The organism is Rhodococcus sp. IEGM 1305 (assembly GCF_030058635.1).
In the GTDB taxonomy this organism is placed as follows: Bacteria; Actinomycetota; Actinomycetes; order Mycobacteriales; family Mycobacteriaceae; genus Rhodococcus_F; species Rhodococcus_F opacus_D.
In genome coordinates, this window is record NZ_JASHKX010000012.1 from 102810 (window position 1) to 117122 (window position 14313).

18 protein-coding genes are annotated in these 14313 nt (G+C 68.4%); 10 read left to right on the forward strand and 8 right to left on the reverse strand.

Annotation, left to right across the window (positions count from 1 at the left end; genetic code table 11):
• The first annotated feature begins 39 nt into the window (after positions 1–39).
• Positions 40–1800 (forward strand): DEAD/DEAH box helicase, encoded by a 1761-nt coding sequence (locus QM693_RS19085; protein ID WP_009480072.1) that lies wholly within the window; start codon positions 40–42, stop codon positions 1798–1800.
• Positions 1801–1907: 107 nt separating this feature from the next.
• Here the strand turns inward: QM693_RS19085 and QM693_RS19090 are convergent, their stop codons facing one another.
• Complete coding sequence (locus tag QM693_RS19090; RefSeq protein ID WP_005240831.1) at positions 1908–2102, reverse strand: DUF7455 domain-containing protein; 195 nt, start codon at positions 2100–2102, stop codon at positions 1908–1910.
• A gap of 260 nt (positions 2103–2362) precedes the next feature.
• Between QM693_RS19090 and QM693_RS19095 the strand changes: the two genes are divergently transcribed.
• Genes QM693_RS19095 through QM693_RS19105 form a run of 3 tightly spaced genes read left to right on the forward strand, consistent with a single transcriptional unit; the run spans position 2363 to position 4426 of the window.
• A complete protein-coding gene (locus QM693_RS19095) occupies positions 2363–2716 on the forward strand; it encodes a DUF952 domain-containing protein (RefSeq protein ID WP_283353144.1) in 354 nt (117 codons plus the stop codon).
• 47 nt (positions 2717–2763) lie between these two features.
• On the forward strand, positions 2764–3246 hold the full coding sequence (locus QM693_RS19100) for a cation:proton antiporter regulatory subunit (protein WP_005240833.1): 483 nt from the start codon (positions 2764–2766) through the stop codon (positions 3244–3246).
• A 7-nt stretch (positions 3247–3253) separates the two neighbouring features.
• On the forward strand, positions 3254–4426 hold the full coding sequence (locus QM693_RS19105) for a cation:proton antiporter (RefSeq protein WP_005261095.1): 1173 nt from the start codon (positions 3254–3256) through the stop codon (positions 4424–4426).
• Positions 4427–4488: 62 nt separating this feature from the next.
• Here QM693_RS19105 and QM693_RS19110 read toward each other — a convergent pair whose 3' ends face one another.
• Positions 4489–5862 (reverse strand): RNA polymerase sigma factor, encoded by a 1374-nt coding sequence (locus QM693_RS19110; RefSeq protein WP_283353145.1) that lies wholly within the window; start codon positions 5860–5862, stop codon positions 4489–4491.
• A 121-nt stretch (positions 5863–5983) separates the two neighbouring features.
• Positions 5984–6736 (reverse strand): polyphosphate--glucose phosphotransferase, encoded by a 753-nt coding sequence (gene ppgK / locus QM693_RS19115; protein ID WP_283331910.1) that lies wholly within the window; start codon positions 6734–6736, stop codon positions 5984–5986.
• Positions 6737–6892: 156 nt separating this feature from the next.
• Between ppgK and QM693_RS19120 the strand changes: the two genes are divergently transcribed.
• Positions 6893–7795 (forward strand): inositol monophosphatase family protein, encoded by a 903-nt coding sequence (locus QM693_RS19120; RefSeq protein WP_283331909.1) that lies wholly within the window; start codon positions 6893–6895, stop codon positions 7793–7795.
• Positions 7796–7802: 7 nt separating this feature from the next.
• Here QM693_RS19120 and cei read toward each other — a convergent pair whose 3' ends face one another.
• Positions 7803–8492 (reverse strand): envelope integrity protein Cei, encoded by a 690-nt coding sequence (cei, locus tag QM693_RS19125; RefSeq protein ID WP_105414591.1) that lies wholly within the window; start codon positions 8490–8492, stop codon positions 7803–7805.
• Positions 8493–8972: 480 nt separating this feature from the next.
• On the opposite strand from cei, the gene QM693_RS19130 reads away from it, so the two are divergent.
• Complete coding sequence (locus QM693_RS19130) at positions 8973–9275, forward strand: DUF4193 domain-containing protein (RefSeq protein WP_005240850.1); 303 nt, start codon at positions 8973–8975, stop codon at positions 9273–9275.
• A gap of 46 nt (positions 9276–9321) precedes the next feature.
• On the opposite strand, the gene QM693_RS19135 is transcribed toward QM693_RS19130, so the two are convergent.
• Positions 9322–9792, reverse strand: coding sequence for a DUF3093 domain-containing protein (locus QM693_RS19135; protein ID WP_280783357.1), 471 nt, complete (start codon positions 9790–9792; stop codon positions 9322–9324).
• An 86-nt stretch (positions 9793–9878) separates the two neighbouring features.
• Here QM693_RS19135 and dut point away from each other — a divergent pair, with 86 nt between their 5' ends.
• Positions 9879–10400, forward strand: a complete 522-nt coding sequence (gene dut / locus QM693_RS19140; RefSeq protein ID WP_009480080.1) for a dUTP diphosphatase — start codon at positions 9879–9881, stop codon at positions 10398–10400.
• 2 nt (positions 10401–10402) lie between these two features.
• Positions 10403–11263: a DUF3710 domain-containing protein gene (locus QM693_RS19145; RefSeq protein ID WP_283353146.1), complete on the forward strand. Its 861-nt coding sequence runs from the start codon at positions 10403–10405 to the stop codon at positions 11261–11263.
• A 24-nt stretch (positions 11264–11287) separates the two neighbouring features.
• Here QM693_RS19145 and QM693_RS19150 read toward each other — a convergent pair whose 3' ends face one another.
• Positions 11288–12001: an alpha/beta fold hydrolase gene (locus tag QM693_RS19150; protein ID WP_283331906.1), complete on the reverse strand. Its 714-nt coding sequence runs from the start codon at positions 11999–12001 to the stop codon at positions 11288–11290.
• A 136-nt stretch (positions 12002–12137) separates the two neighbouring features.
• On the opposite strand from QM693_RS19150, the gene QM693_RS19155 reads away from it, so the two are divergent.
• Both QM693_RS19155 and QM693_RS19160 read left to right on the forward strand, forming a co-directional pair.
• Entirely contained in the window at positions 12138–12515 is a 378-nt protein-coding gene (locus tag QM693_RS19155; RefSeq protein ID WP_005240856.1) for an OB-fold nucleic acid binding domain-containing protein, read from the forward strand.
• A gap of 28 nt (positions 12516–12543) precedes the next feature.
• Positions 12544–13224 carry a DUF3159 domain-containing protein gene (locus QM693_RS19160; protein ID WP_105414596.1) on the forward strand — a complete coding sequence of 227 codons (681 nt, stop codon included), beginning with the start codon at positions 12544–12546 and terminating at the stop codon, positions 13222–13224.
• 68 nt (positions 13225–13292) lie between these two features.
• On the opposite strand, the gene QM693_RS19165 is transcribed toward QM693_RS19160, so the two are convergent.
• Together QM693_RS19165 and QM693_RS19170 are read right to left on the reverse strand one after the other, a co-directional pair.
• The gene (locus QM693_RS19165) at positions 13293–13592 is read right to left on the reverse strand and encodes a GNAT family N-acetyltransferase (protein ID WP_105414639.1); all 300 of its coding nucleotides are present in this window, start codon (positions 13590–13592) and stop codon (positions 13293–13295) included.
• 35 nt (positions 13593–13627) lie between these two features.
• Positions 13628–14287, reverse strand: coding sequence for a potassium channel family protein (locus tag QM693_RS19170; RefSeq protein WP_105414597.1), 660 nt, complete (start codon positions 14285–14287; stop codon positions 13628–13630).
• Between the last annotated feature and the right edge of the window lie 26 nt (positions 14288–14313).

The window sequence follows — 14313 nt, forward strand, 5'->3', positions numbered from 1 at the left end:
GTGAGTGCTGAGACAGTGGGCTCCCAGTCGGCGCCGAGAGTGGAAACCGAGGCCGCGCAGATCGTGGGCACCGAGGCCTACCTCGCACAGACGGAACCGGCCAGACCCGCAGGATCCCTGCGCGCCTGGCAGCGTCGTGCGCTGACGAAGTATCTGTCCACCGGACCGCAGGACTTCCTCGCGGTCGCGACGCCGGGCGCCGGTAAGACCACGTTCGCGCTGCGGGTCGCGTCGGAGTTGCTGCGCGACCGCACCGTCGATCAGGTGACCGTGGTCGCGCCGACCGAGCACCTCAAGCACCAGTGGGCCGAGTCCGCCGCGCGCAACGGCATCGCGCTGGACTCGTACTTCTCGAACTCGACCGGGCAGACGTCCAGCGACTACCAGGGTGTCGTGGTGACGTACGCGCAGGTCGCCTCGCACCCGTTCAAGCACCGGGTCCGTACCGAGAGCCGCCGCACGCTGGTCATCCTCGACGAGATCCACCACGGTGGTGACGCGAAGAGCTGGGGTGACGCCATTCGGGAGGCGTTCGGTGACGCCACCCGCCGCCTCGCCCTGACCGGTACGCCGTTCCGCAGCGACGACAGTGCGATCCCGTTCGTGACGTACGAGCCCGATCGCGAGGGTCTGATGCGCTCGAAGGCGGATCACTCCTACGGGTACTCGGACGCCCTCGCCGACGGCGTCGTCCGGCCCGTCGTGTTTCTCGCGTACTCCGGCGAGGCACGCTGGAGGAACAACGCGGGCGAGGAGTTCTCCGCGCGACTCGGTGAGCCGCTCAGCGCGGAACAGACGGCCCGGGCGTGGCGAACGGCCCTGGATCCGTCGGGCGACTGGATTCCCGCGGTCCTGCACGCCGCGGACACCCGGCTCGGCCAGCTGCGCACGGGCGGCATGCCCGACGCCGGAGGTCTGGTCATCGCCACCGACCAGACCGTGGCCCGCGCGTACGCGCAGACCCTGAAGGCGGTCACCGGGGAAGACCCGGTCGTGGTGCTCTCCGACGACCCAACGGCGTCCAAGCGGATCGCCGAGTTCGGGGCGAGCACCCAGAAGTGGATGGTCGCCGTCCGCATGGTGTCGGAAGGCGTCGACGTTCCCCGCCTGGCCGTCGGTGTGTACGCCACCAGTGCGTCCACCCCGCTCTATTTCGCGCAGGCGATCGGGCGTTTCGTGCGGTCCCGCCGCAAGGGCGAGACCGCGAGCGTGTTCCTCCCGTCGGTTCCGGTGCTGCTCGACCTGGCCAGCCAGCTCGAGGCGCAGCGAGACCACGTGCTCGGCAAGCCGCACCGCGAGAAGGACGGCTTCGACGACGATCTTCTCGCCGACGCGAACAAGCAAAAGGACGAGCTCGGCGAGGAGGAGAAGGCGTTCACCTCGCTCGGCGCGGACGCCGAGCTCGATCAGGTGATCTACGACGGGTCTTCCTTCGGGACGGCCACGTTCTCGGGTTCGGACGAGGAGGCCGACTACCTGGGTCTGCCCGGACTGCTCGACGCCGATCAGATGCGCGCGCTGCTGCGTCAGCGTCAGTCGGAGCAGCTGGACAAGGCCGAGCCCGCCCCCGCGCCCGTGCACACGCCCGTGCCCCAGGTCGCGGACCGGGTGGCTGCCGCCGGACAGCTCGCGCAGCTGCGCCGGGAACTGAACAGTCTCGTCGCGATGCACCACCACAGGACGGGCAAGCCGCACGGGACCATCCACGGCGAACTGCGCCGCGTCTGCGGGGGACCGCCCACGGCGATCGCCACCGTCGAGCAGCTCACCGAGCGGATCTCCACCCTGCGGCAGTGGTGACCGCCGTCACCCGGTGACGCGAACGTGAAGAGACCGGCGAGTGCATCGCACTCGCCGGTCTCTGTGCTGAAGAGGTGAGCCTGGGACGGGTCACCCGGGCTGACGTATCAGATTGCAGCTTCGGCTTCGGACACGATCGTGGCGTTCATCTCGCGAAGGCGGTCTGCGTGCTCGTTGGCGTGGTGACCGCAGAAGAGCAACTCTCCTCCGGTCGGAAGAACCGCGCGAACGCGGGCTCCCGCACCGCACCGGTCGCACCGGTCGGCTGCGGTCAACGGGGGGCTGGTCAGTGTTCCGGGCATGACTCCTCCGTACTGGCTTCGACTGATGCCGAGTGCCTGGGGCCTTGGTCCGCCGCGTCGGGGGTGGCGCGGTGGATCTACTCTGTCAGACGTTTGGGGTTTACGCGTTGTTCCCGTCGGCGTTTCTCAGTGTTGCATCACACACGAAACCGGCCGGAAACGCGCCGTCAGGGACGTGACGAGCGCAGATGTGAACAGACCGCGCGGTCCGAGTTCGCTGACAGCTGATTCGTTTTCAGGCGTGACGCTAGTCTCACCGTGTGAAATCCGAAGACCAGCTGGTCCACATCTGCAGCCGCGAGGAATGGCGCACCGCGGAACGTGAAGGCAGTCGAGTGCCCGCGACGTTCGCCGCGGACGGTTTCGTGCACCTCTCGACACCGGCCCAGGTGCATCTACCCGCCAACAGGTTGTTCGCCGGGCGTACGGACCTCGTCCTGCTGAGGCTCGACCCCGCCGCGCTCGGTGCGCCGGTGAAGTGGGAGCCGGGCGTGCCGGCCGATCCGGCGTCGATGCTGTTCCCACACCTGTACGGGACGCTGCCCGTCACGGCGGTTACCGCGGTCGAGGATTACCGCCCCGACGCCGACGGAACGTTCCCAGCCCGGCACTGACGCGAGCCTTGCGCGGTTGGTCACACCGATCGGTCTACCGTGGAGGCATGAACGTTGAAGTGACGCCACTACCGGGTATCGGGGTGCGTAAGGACTTCGAACTCGCCGCCGGTCGCCGCATCGGTGTCATCACCCATCGCGACGGTCGCACCGATCTGATCGTCTCGAAGGCCGACGATCCCGATGCGTGCGCTGCGTCGGTGCCGCTCACCACCGAGGAGGCGGCAGTCCTCAGCAACCTGCTGGGGGCGCCGCAACTGGTGGCGCAGCTGGAGGAGGAGCACCGGGACCTGCCCGGAATCCGCACCAAGCAGCTGTACATCAAGGAGGACTCCCGGTTCGACGGCCGCCCGCTCGGCGACACGGCGATGCGCACACGCACCGGGGTCTCGATCGTCGCGGTCATGCGGGCCGGTCAGGTCTACCCGTCACCGAAGCCCGACTTCCTGCTCACCTCGGGCGACCTCCTGGTCGCCGTCGGAACCACAGACGGACTGGACGCGTCGGCCAAGCTCCTGGCCAACGGCTGACATTCCCGTGAACACCACCACGCTCGCGCTCATCGAACTGGGCGCGGTGTTCTTCGCGCTCGGATTGCTGGGCCGCCTGGCAGCTCAGTTCGGCATGTCGCCGATCCCGTTCTATCTCCTCGGCGGACTCTGCTTCGGCAGCGGCGGATTCGTCAACCTCGGCGACATCAGCGAGTTCAGTCACTTGGCGGCCGAGATCGGGGTGGTCCTCCTCCTGCTGCTGCTGGGGCTGGAATACACCGCGTCGGAACTCGTCACCGGGCTGCGACGGTCGTGGATGGCCGGGGTCGTGGACGCCGTTCTCAATGCCGCGCCCGGAGCGGTCGTCGCACTGATGCTGGGGTGGGGACCCACCGGCGCGGTTGTGATGGCCGGCGTCACCTACATCTCGTCGTCGGGCATCATCGCGAAGGTGCTGAGCGACCTGGGTCGGCTCGGTAACCGTGAAACGCCGGTCGTGCTCTCGATTCTCGTGTTCGAGGACCTCGCGATGGCCGTGTATCTGCCCATTCTGACGGCGCTGCTCGCCGGCGTCAGTTTCGCCGGTGGACTCGAGGCGGTGGGCATCTCCCTCGTCGTCATCTCGGTCGTCCTCGTGATCGCACTGCGGTACGGCCGCTACGTGTCCGCCCTGCTGGACAGCCCGGACAGCGAGACGCTGCTCCTGAAACTGCTCGGCGCCGCGCTCCTCGTCGCGGGGATCAGTTCGGCGATGCAGGTGTCGGCCGCCGTGGGGGCGTTCCTGCTGGGGATCGCGATCTCCGGTACGACCGCCCACAACGCGAGCCGCGTCCTCGAACCGCTCCGCGATCTGTTCGCCGCGATGTTCTTCGTGGTGTTCGGACTCAACACCGACCCCCGGGCGATTCCACCGGTTCTCGGCTGGGCCGTCCTGCTCGCCGTGGTCACCGCGCTGACGAAGATGGTCACCGGCGCCTGGGCGGCGAAACAGCAGGGCGTCGGGCGGCTGGGCCGGGCCCGGGCGGGGGTCGCGCTGATCGCGCGCGGCGAGTTCTCCATCGTCATCGCAGGCCTGGCATTGTCGGCCGGAGCGGTGGAGAGCGAACTCGTGGCACTCGCCACCGCGTACGTGCTCCTGATGGCCGTCATCGGCCCGGTGGCGGCACGGGTGGTCGAACCGGTGGCAGGGGCCTGGATCCGGGTCCGCACCAGCGCGTAGCGAGACACAGACGACGATGCCCCCGGACTCGCTCGGAGTCCGGGGGCATCGAGGTGTGTTCGTCAGTCCAGGTAGTCGCGCAGCACCTGCGACCGGGACGGGTGGCGCAGCTTCGACATGGTCTTGGACTCGATCTGACGGATGCGCTCACGCGTGACCCCGTAGACCTGCCCGATCTCGTCGAGGGTGCGGGGCTGACCGTCGGTCAGGCCGAAGCGCAGGCGCACGACGCCCGCTTCACGCTCGGAGAGCGTCTCGAGCACCGACTGCAGCTGATCCTGCAGAAGGGTGAACGACACGGCGTCGACGGCGACGACGGCCTCGGAGTCCTCGATGAAGTCGCCGAGCTGGCTGTCGCCCTCGTCGCCGATCGTCTGGTCGAGGGAGATGGGCTCACGAGCGTACTGCTGGATTTCCAGCACCTTCTCGGGCGTGATGTCCATTTCCTTGGCGAGCTCTTCGGGAGTGGGCTCACGGCCCAGGTCCTGCAGGAGTTCACGCTGGATGCGGCCGAGCTTGTTGATGACCTCGACCATGTGCACCGGGATGCGGATGGTGCGGGCCTGGTCGGCCATCGCGCGGGTGATGGCCTGACGGATCCACCACGTGGCGTAGGTCGAGAACTTGTAGCCCTTGGTGTAGTCGAACTTCTCGACGGCACGGATGAGGCCCAGGTTGCCTTCCTGGATCAGGTCGAGGAAGGCCATGCCGCGGCCGGTGTAGCGCTTGGCGAGCGACACGACGAGGCGGAGGTTCGCCTCGAGGAGGTGGTTCTTGGCGCGGTTTCCGTCGCGGCAGATCCAGCTCATGTCCCGGCGCTGGGCGGCGGGGAGCTTCTCGCCGGAATCGGACAGTTCCTGCATGATCTGGGTCGCGTAGAGCCCGGCCTCGATCCGCTTGGCGAGCTCGACCTCCTCTTCGGCGTTGAGGAGGGCGACCTTGCCGATCTGCTTGAGGTAGGCACGGACCGAGTCGGCGGACGCGGTCAGTTCGGCGTCCTTGCGGGCCTGGCGGAGCGCTTCGGACTCCTCCTCGTCCCACACGAAGTCGCCGGAGGCCTTGTCCTTCTCGGACGGCTCCTCGGTCTCCTCGTCCTCGCCTACTGCGACGACCTCGACGACATCGGACTCGACCTCGGCGAGATCGCCCTCGGTGATGTCGATGTCCTCCATCTCGGCGGAGTCTTCGTCGAGGTCTTCGCCGTCCGCACCCTTACCGGCCGTGGCCTTCTTGCCGCCCGCCTTCTTGGCCGCCGCCTTCTTGGCGGGGGCCTTCTTCGCTGCTGCCTTCTTGGCGGGAGCCTTCTTGGCCGCCGGCTTCTTCGCGGGAGCTTCCTCGGCTGCCGGAGCGGTGCCGGTGGCTGCCGCTCCGACTGGTGCTTCCGGTCCTGACTCCGAAGTCGAATCAGCAGTCTGACGTGTATCGGTGGCTGCCACGTACGCCCTTTCGTGACGGTGTCGTGCGGCGTCACGCCAGAGTGGTCATCCGGCGGAGAGGTCTACTGGTTTCGCCGGCGCGCAGCCGGGCTCTTCCATTGTAACGACCCATCCGAATTAGTTACGGAGCGATGCCCGTTTCCACTGCGAGCGCAGCACCGACGATGCCCGCCGTATTCAGCAGCGCAGCAGGTACGACGGGTGTCCTGTTGGTCAGATGCGGGATCCACTTCTCGTTCTTCCGGCTGATTCCGCCGCCGGCGATGAACAGATCCGGCCACAGGAGGTTCTCGAACCGGGTGAGGACGCGGCTCACTTCGCCGGCCCATTCCTTGTACGACAGGTCCTTCTTCTCCTTGACCGAGGACGCCGCCCGGTGCTCGGCTTCCTTGCCGTCCACCTCCATGTGCCCGAACTCGGTGTTGGGAAGCAGGACGCCGTCGTGGAGGATCGCCGAGCCGATGCCGGTGCCGAACGTGAGGAGGATGACGACCCCCTTCGCGTCCTTGCCTGCGCCGAGCGCGTCCTCCCCTATCCCCGCCGCATCCGCGTCGTTGAGGACGGTAACGAGCCGGCCGCCGAGTGCCTCGGAGAACAGCGCGCGGGCGTCCGTCCCGATCCACTTCTTGTCGATGTTGGCGGCGGATCGCGCCACACCGCCGGTGACGACGCTCGGCAGGGTGATACCGACCGGTCCGTCCCATTCTGCCTGGCGGATGATCTCGGCGACGGTCTCCGCGACCGCCTCCGGAGTGGACGGCTGGGGAGTGAGGAGTTTGATGCGGTCCCCGACCAGCTGGCCCGTCTCGAGATCCACGACGCCACCCTTGACGCCACTGCCTCCGACGTCGACACCGAACCCCGTTTTGGTCATGGCGTGTGCTCCTTCGTGTCGACGACGACGTGTTCTCCGGCGCTCTTCTGCTGCTCGTCACACTAGTGTGTCGACGCGTGTTCGGTGGGCGATGACACCAGCCGTGCGAACCGTCAGCGGTGGTGTGAGGCAGCGAAAGTGTGTTCCGATGGGTGGGTGCATGCACCCCAGAGTTCAGAGTCCGCGCCAGGCCATGTCGGCACCGACCCCAGGCGACTGCTCGAGGTCGCCGTGGCGGTGGCCGAGGAAGCCGCCGCCCACGTGCGGGCGCGACGGCCCGAGGTCTTCGGAATCGTCGGGAAGCGAGCGGGATCCGGTGATTCCGTCGCCTCGAAGAGCACCCCGACCGACCCGGTCACGGTGGTCGACACCGAGAGCGAGCAGGTCATTCGCGACCGGCTCGCGGAGCTTCGCCCCGACGACGCGATCCTCGGCGAAGAAGGTGGGGGAGAGGAGGATTCCGTCGCCGAGGTGCGGTGGATCGTGGATCCGATCGACGGCACCGTGAACTTTCTGTACGGCGTCCCCGCGTACGCGGTCTCCGTGGCGGCCCAGATCGACGGGGTGTCCGTCGCCGGGGCCGTGGTCGACGTGGCGGCCCGATCGACCTACGCGGCGGCACGCGGCGGCGGGGCCACCCTCACCGACGCGGACGGGCGGGTGAGCGACCTCCGGTGCAACCCGGTCACCGACGTGTCGATGGCGTTGCTCGCCACCGGATTCGGGTACGGCGCAGCGCGGCGCAAGGCGCAGGGCGCCCTCATCGCGGACATCCTGCCGAGGGTGCGGGACATCCGCCGGATCGGCTCGGCGGCCCTCGATCTGTGCATGGTCGCGGCCGGCCGTGTCGACGCGCATTTCGAACACGGGCTGAGCCCGTGGGACTGGGCCGCGGGGTCGCTGATCGCGACCGAGGCGGGGGCCCGCGTGCGAATCCCTTCCCCGCAGACGTCGAGTGCGGACGGCGACGTGGTGGTGGCCGCGGCCCCCGGCATCGCCGACGCGCTGGACGCGCTGTTCGCCGAGATCGGGGTGGACGCCCCGATCCCGGAACGGTGACCGCCGGTCAGCAGCGGGCGGTGCGCGCCGCCTTCAGCAGGTCGATGTCGAGGGGGGCGGGCTGGCTTCCGGGCGGCGGATCCTTCAGGGACCGCAGGACCTCTTCGGCGTCCGTGTTCGGCGAGATCTTGCGGAAGTAGGTGCCGAGCGCGAGGTCGACCGTGTCGTCGGTGCGGGTGTCCTGGATGAGTTCGGCGCACGGGGCCACCAGCCAGAGCGCGCTGGCGGCCGCGGCACCGTTGGGACCGAACCGCAGCTGACCCTGGCACTGCATGTTCTGGTCGACGTAGACCGGGTCGTTGCCCGCCTGGACGTCGGGTGCGCTCGCGAACCCGTAGTCACTGAGCTGTGCGGCCACCTGCGCCGCCTGGCCGTGCTCGCCGTTGGCGTTGAACACACGCACCTTCGTGGCGGACAGCGCGGCAGGCTCCACGTCCCGCAGGGTCGAACCGTCGACCTTTTCGCCCAGCGCCTGCTGCGGCGGGGCGGCGGGGTCGACGGGTTGCGCGGCCGGCTGCGGAGGGTTGCAGTCGACCGTGGTGGCCAGATCCTCGTCGTCGCCGAGGACGCCGGCCCACACGACGGCCCCGAGCAGGGCGAGGACCGCGAACACCACGAGGATCGGCAGCGCCCGCCGCCGCCGGAACGGACGACCCTTGTCGTCGAGCGGGCTGCCTTCGGTGATCAGTGAAACCACAGTGTGCCTCGACCTCTCCTACGAACTGCGCTTCGTACGTTGCACCCGTACAGCGCACCGATACAGGGCCCGGCCACACGTCGTGGCGCAGGTTCGGCACCTACCTTAGATCCCGGGCACGTCATAACCCCGAACCCGTCCCCGTTGTGGAATGTCACAGCTTGCTGTGGTGTTGGTGACGATTAGCAGACAATTTGCGCGATCGGTCGATTCGGTTACGACTTTTGTACTTCCTTCGGCTACTGTCTGGCGGCCCCAGTCGTTCAAAGCGTGCAGGACGAGGGTCGGCAGAAGATGACAAATGAGGCGTAGATCATGTTTCCGGAGCCTGGTTCCGGGCACGAACCCATCCGCTGCAGCGTTGTGCAGCCGCAGGGTGTGATCTGCGCCGAGGCGGTTTTCGTGTGGGCGGTCGACCAGCAATCGGTTCGACGTACCGCACGGGCCGGGATACACCGAAGAGGATGAGGGGAAGGCGACATGGCAACTGACTACGACGCACCGCGGCGAACAGAGTCCGACGAGGTTTCGGAGGATTCGCTGGAGGAACTGAAGGCGCGACGCAACGAGGCTCAGTCGGCTGTTGTCGACGTGGACGAGTCCGACACCGCGGAATCGTTCGAACTGCCCGGCGCGGATCTGTCCGGTGAAGAGCTCTCGGTGCGGGTCGTGCCGAAGCAGGCCGACGAGTTCACGTGTTCGAGCTGTTTCCTGGTGCACCACCGCAGCCGACTCGCCAGCGACGCGGGCGGAGTACTGGTGTGCAGGGACTGCGCAGCCTGAGCGGCGGCGAGTACGAGAGGCGGACGGTGGGAGGCCCACCGTCCGATCAGTCTCCGTCCGTATGCGGGCGGGCACGGTTGACGGCGGCCAGCAATTCGGCCGGCCGTCGTGTGCTGATCAACCAGTAGGGGGTCGGGTCCTCGGGGTCGTCGAGCACGATCAGTGCCATCGGCTTGACCCACACCCGGTGTTGCACGAAGGCGGCGGGGTCGAGCTGACGACCGAGCGCCGCACTCTTCGCCGAACCGGGTACCTCGGCGACCCGCGAGATGACATCCAGCGGCAGGTGCGCCTGTCCGACCCGCAGGTGGACACCGTCCGGTTCCTCGACGACCTCGACGCGGAGACGGCTGAGCCAGACGAGTCCCCACACGGGCAGGGGCAGTAGAAGGACGTACGGCAGCCACGCGCGCAGGCCCGGCGCACCCATGTGCACCTCCGCGGCGAGCAGACCGGCGACGAACAAGCCCACTGCCCACCACCAGACGGGCACCCACAGGCGCTCGGAGTACAGCACGGGCGAGGTGTTATCGGTGGGCGCGACTTCGGGCCGGGACGTTTGTGACACCCGACCAGGATAGTCGGTGTCTGAGAGTAGGCTCGGTGCACGTGAGCGACCTATCTCCCGGCCTTTCTCCCGCCGCGACCCCCGCCCTTCCGCCCGTCGCCCTTCAGCGGCTGGACCCCGACATTCCGGTACCGCAGCGTGCGCACGACGGCGACGCCGGTGTCGACCTGTGCAGCACCGTCGACGTGACCATCGAGCCGGGGCGCCGTGTCCTCGTCGGAACCGGCATCGCGATCGCGCTGCCCCTGGGCACGGTCGGGCTGATCCACCCCCGATCCGGGCTGGCCGCGAAGTCGGGTCTGTCGGTGGTCAACACCCCCGGCACCATCGATGCCGGGTACCGCGGCGAGATCAAGGTGTGCCTGATCAATCACGACCTCGAGACCCCGATCGAGATCCGCCGGGGCGACCGGATCGCCCAACTGCTCGTCCAGCGGGTCGAACTGGTGTCGTTCGTCGAGGTCCCGTCGCTCGACGGCACCACCCGCGGCAGTGACGGACATGGGTCGAGCGGAGGCCACGCGAGCCTCGTCGGCAATGCCAGTGAAGGAGCCTGATCATGTTCGGACGTCGTAAGAACAAGGAAGCCGAGGACGACCGGCCCGGTTTCTTCGAGGACGCCGAGGCCGGCGACGCCGACGCGGATTACGAGGAGGCGGACTACGAGGACGACTACGACGCCGTGACCGAGGTGGACGGCGGTCCGTACGACGCCGACGACCTCGAGTCGGGCGCCGACCTCACCGTCGGTGAGGTGGGAACCCGCCTCGACCTCGGTTCGGTCCTCGTCCCGATGCCGCAGGGCGCCCAGTTGCAGGTCGAGATGGCGCCCGACGGTTCGCCGCAGGCAGTGCATCTCGTCACCCAGCAGGGGCGCATCACCGTGGCGGCGTATGCCGCCCCGAAGTCGCCGGGCCAGTGGCGGGAAGTCGCGGGCGACCTCGCCGAATCGCTGCGCAACGACAACGCGACGGTGAGCGTCGAGAGCGGACCGTGGGGACGCGAGGTCTTCGCCGTCACCCCGAACGCCGACCTGCGCTTCATCGGCGTCGACGGCTACCGGTGGATGGTGCGCTGCGTGGTCGCGGGACCGAGCGGTGGCAACACGGCCGACTCGGAGCTCGTCGCGACCGCCAGGGCGATCCTGCGCGACACGGTCGTGAAGCGGGGCAACGAACCGAACCCGGTGCGGACACCGCTGCCGGTGGTCCTGCCCGAGGCCCTCGCGCAGCAGCTGGCTGCCGCTCACCAGCAGCAGCTGGCGCAGCAGCAGGGTGCTGCTCCGCAGCAGCCCGCGCCGCAGCAGCCGGCTCCGGCGGGTCCGCAGGGCGAGCCGCAGGCGCCCCCCGCGGAGGCCCCGGCGCAGCCGCAGCAGCGTCGCGGCGAATCGGGTTCGGCGATGCAGCAACTCGGTCGCTGAATCCCGGTCCCGGAGATGTGGCGCTCAGATCGTGTGCAGGACCGAATCGAGCGCATCGAGGCTGGCGTAGCCGAGAATCGCCGGGTCGGCGCCGATCTCGTCCAGCGTCACCGTGACGAGGCCCGCGTGCGGTAGTCGTTCGGACCACTCCCGGGCGACCTCGAGGGGATGCACGGCGTCGTCGGTGGCGGCGGCGATCCCCACCGGTACCGTGATGCGCTCGAGGTCGCCCGCGCCGGGGGCGTGGTACTCGGACGCCTCGTCCAGTGCGGCGGGAAGGTGCGGCCACTGCGATCGCCACGATTTCGCCAGTTCCCGGCCCAGCCACGGCGGGCTGGACGCGATCATCTCGGCGGTGACCTGTTCGAGGCCGTCGGCCCGCAGCCGGGCCGCGGTGTACCGGGCGCTGGCGGCGGCGGGAGCGTCCGCGGCGGTCCCGGTCCACGCGGGCAGCGCCGCGAGGACGCCGGCGACGCGATCCGGGTGTGATCCTGCCCACTGCAGCGCCACGGCGGCCCCGATGGACACCCCTCCGACGAGGATGCGTCCGTGCTGCGCGGCCGCGGCGTCGAGCGCGTCGACGTAGCTTCCGACGACTCGCCGGGGATCGGGTTCGACTGCGGCCGTGCGCACTCCACGGCAGGTCAGAGGCTCGGTGAAGGCGCGGGCCACGAAGTCCGCGTCGGATCCCGTACCCGGGAGCACAACGGCCACGCAAGGCCGACTATCAGAGGGCATGTGATGATCCTGCCTCGTCTGTCACAGCGCTCTTCCGGTGGTGTGGTTGCCGGGAACCAATGGGTCTACAGTGGCGAATACACAGCCCTACGAGCGGCGCGAAGATCTCGCGTCGCACATGCTCCAGGAGCGCGCAATGGCACCCGCCACGGCAGGATATTTTCGTCGGCTGACTCGCAGGCTCACCGAGGACCTCGAGCAGCTGGACGCCGAGGAAATGGCCGAGACGTCTCAGGCGTCCGGCGCACAACGTGCCTGCGACTGCAGCCGCGGCGAAGAGGTCACCATGCTGGGGCGGCTCCGTAGTGTCGAAGCCTGTCCGAAGTCCGGGAACGCCAGCATCGAAGCCGAGTTCTTCGACGGCACGGAACAGATCAAGCTGGTGTGGATCGGCCGGCGGAGGATTCCGGGCATCGAGCCGGGCAAGACCCTGCTGGTTCGCGGACGTGTCGGCGAACGCGACGGCCAGAAGGTGATCTTCAACCCGTATTACGAGTTGCGCGGCGAATCGTAGCGGCCCTCTCGTGTGGCACTCTCGTTGAGTGACCGAAACGAAGCAACAATCCATACTCGAACAGCTCGGTGGGCTCAGCGGGCTGGTCTATTCGACCCTGCCCATCCTGGTTTTCGTTCCGGTCAACGGTGTGTGGGGCCTGGGTCCGGCTATCTGGGCGGCCCTCGGCGTCGCCGTCGCCATTCTCGTCTGGCGCCTCGTCCGCCGCAGCCCCATCCAGCCCGCGGTGTCCGGGTTCGTCGGCGTCGGCATCTCCGCGTTCATCGCGTACCGCACGGGCGATGCCAAGGGATACTTTCTCTTCGGGATCTACACGAGCCTCGCCTACGGGGCGGTGTTCCTGATCTCGATTCTGGTGCGCTGGCCGATCGTCGGCCTGATCTGGGGATTCCTCAACGGCCACGGCAACCTCTGGCGGCGCCATCGCGGTGCGGTACGTGCCTATGACGTGGCCACCGCAGCCTGGGCGCTGGTGTTCGCGGCCCGGTACCTCGTGCAGTCGCAACTCTACGATTCGGACCAGACGGGCTGGCTCGCGTTCGCGCGCATCGCGATGGGCTGGCCGTTGGCGGGATTGGCTCTCCTGGTGACGATCTGGGCTGTGCGCCGGGCAGACCGGATCGTCGAACCGGCACCGTCGGACGACGCCGGCGAACCGACGGACGACACGGAAGCGGGCGGCCCCCGCGACGAGCCCGGCCGCACCTGAGCGCAGCCCCACGCCGAGGACCGCGTCGGCCCTGACCGGTTGTGCCGGAGACGAAGTCGCCGACCCGATCAGGCCACGAGGTCCTGGTACTCAGGATGCTTCGACACGAACCTCACGACGTACGGGCACACCGGGCGCACCCGCAGCCCACGGCGGCGGAGATCGTCCAGGGCCGCACCCACGAGCGTCCGGGCGAGTCCGAGTCCCTCGTACTGCGGATAGATCTCGGTGTGAACGAAAACGTGTACGTCCCCGTCGACTTCGTACTGCTCGATTCCCGCGAGTTCATCGTCGGCGTGGATCTCGTACCGGCTCTGCTGCGGGCTGTCGGTGACGACGATGCTCTCGGGTGTTGCGGTGGTACCCATCGGATCCTCCCGGGTGTCGATCGGTCCCCGCCGGGTCAGGAGAGCCCGACGGCCGCTCGCAGGTCGTCCTCGACGTCCACGGACGCGACGAACAGCAGTTCGTCACCGCCCTCGAGCGGATCGTCCTGCTGCGGCACGATGACCCGTCCGCCGCGGAGAATGGTGACCAGCGCGGCATCGCGGGGCAATTGCAGCTTGCGGACGGGCTTCCCGGCGAGCGGGGTGTTGTCGGGCAGCGTGACCTCGACGAGGTTGGCCTGCCCCTGGCGAAATGTCATCAGCCGCACGAGATCGCCGACCGACACCGCCTCCTCCACCAGCGAGGCGAGCATCCGGGGGGTGGAGACGGCGACGTCGACTCCCCAGGACTCGTCGAACAACCACTCGTTGCGGGGATCGTTGACGCGGGCGACCACACGACTGACCCCGAACTCGGTCTTCGCGAGGAGGCTGAGGACCAGGTTGGCCTTGTCGTCACCGGTGGCCGCGATCACCACCTCGTAGGTTTCGAGGGATGCGGCCTCGAGGCTGCTCAGCTCGCACGCGTCGGCGTGGACCCAGGTCGCCTCGGGCACCGACTCCTGCTCGACGTGCTCGAGCTTGCGTTCGATCAGCATGACGTCGTGTTCGCTGCGGACCAGTTCGCGCGCGATCGAGCGTCCGACTGCGCCGGCTCCTGCGATTGCGACTCTCATCGATTGCTTCCGTTCGGGTGGTCGAT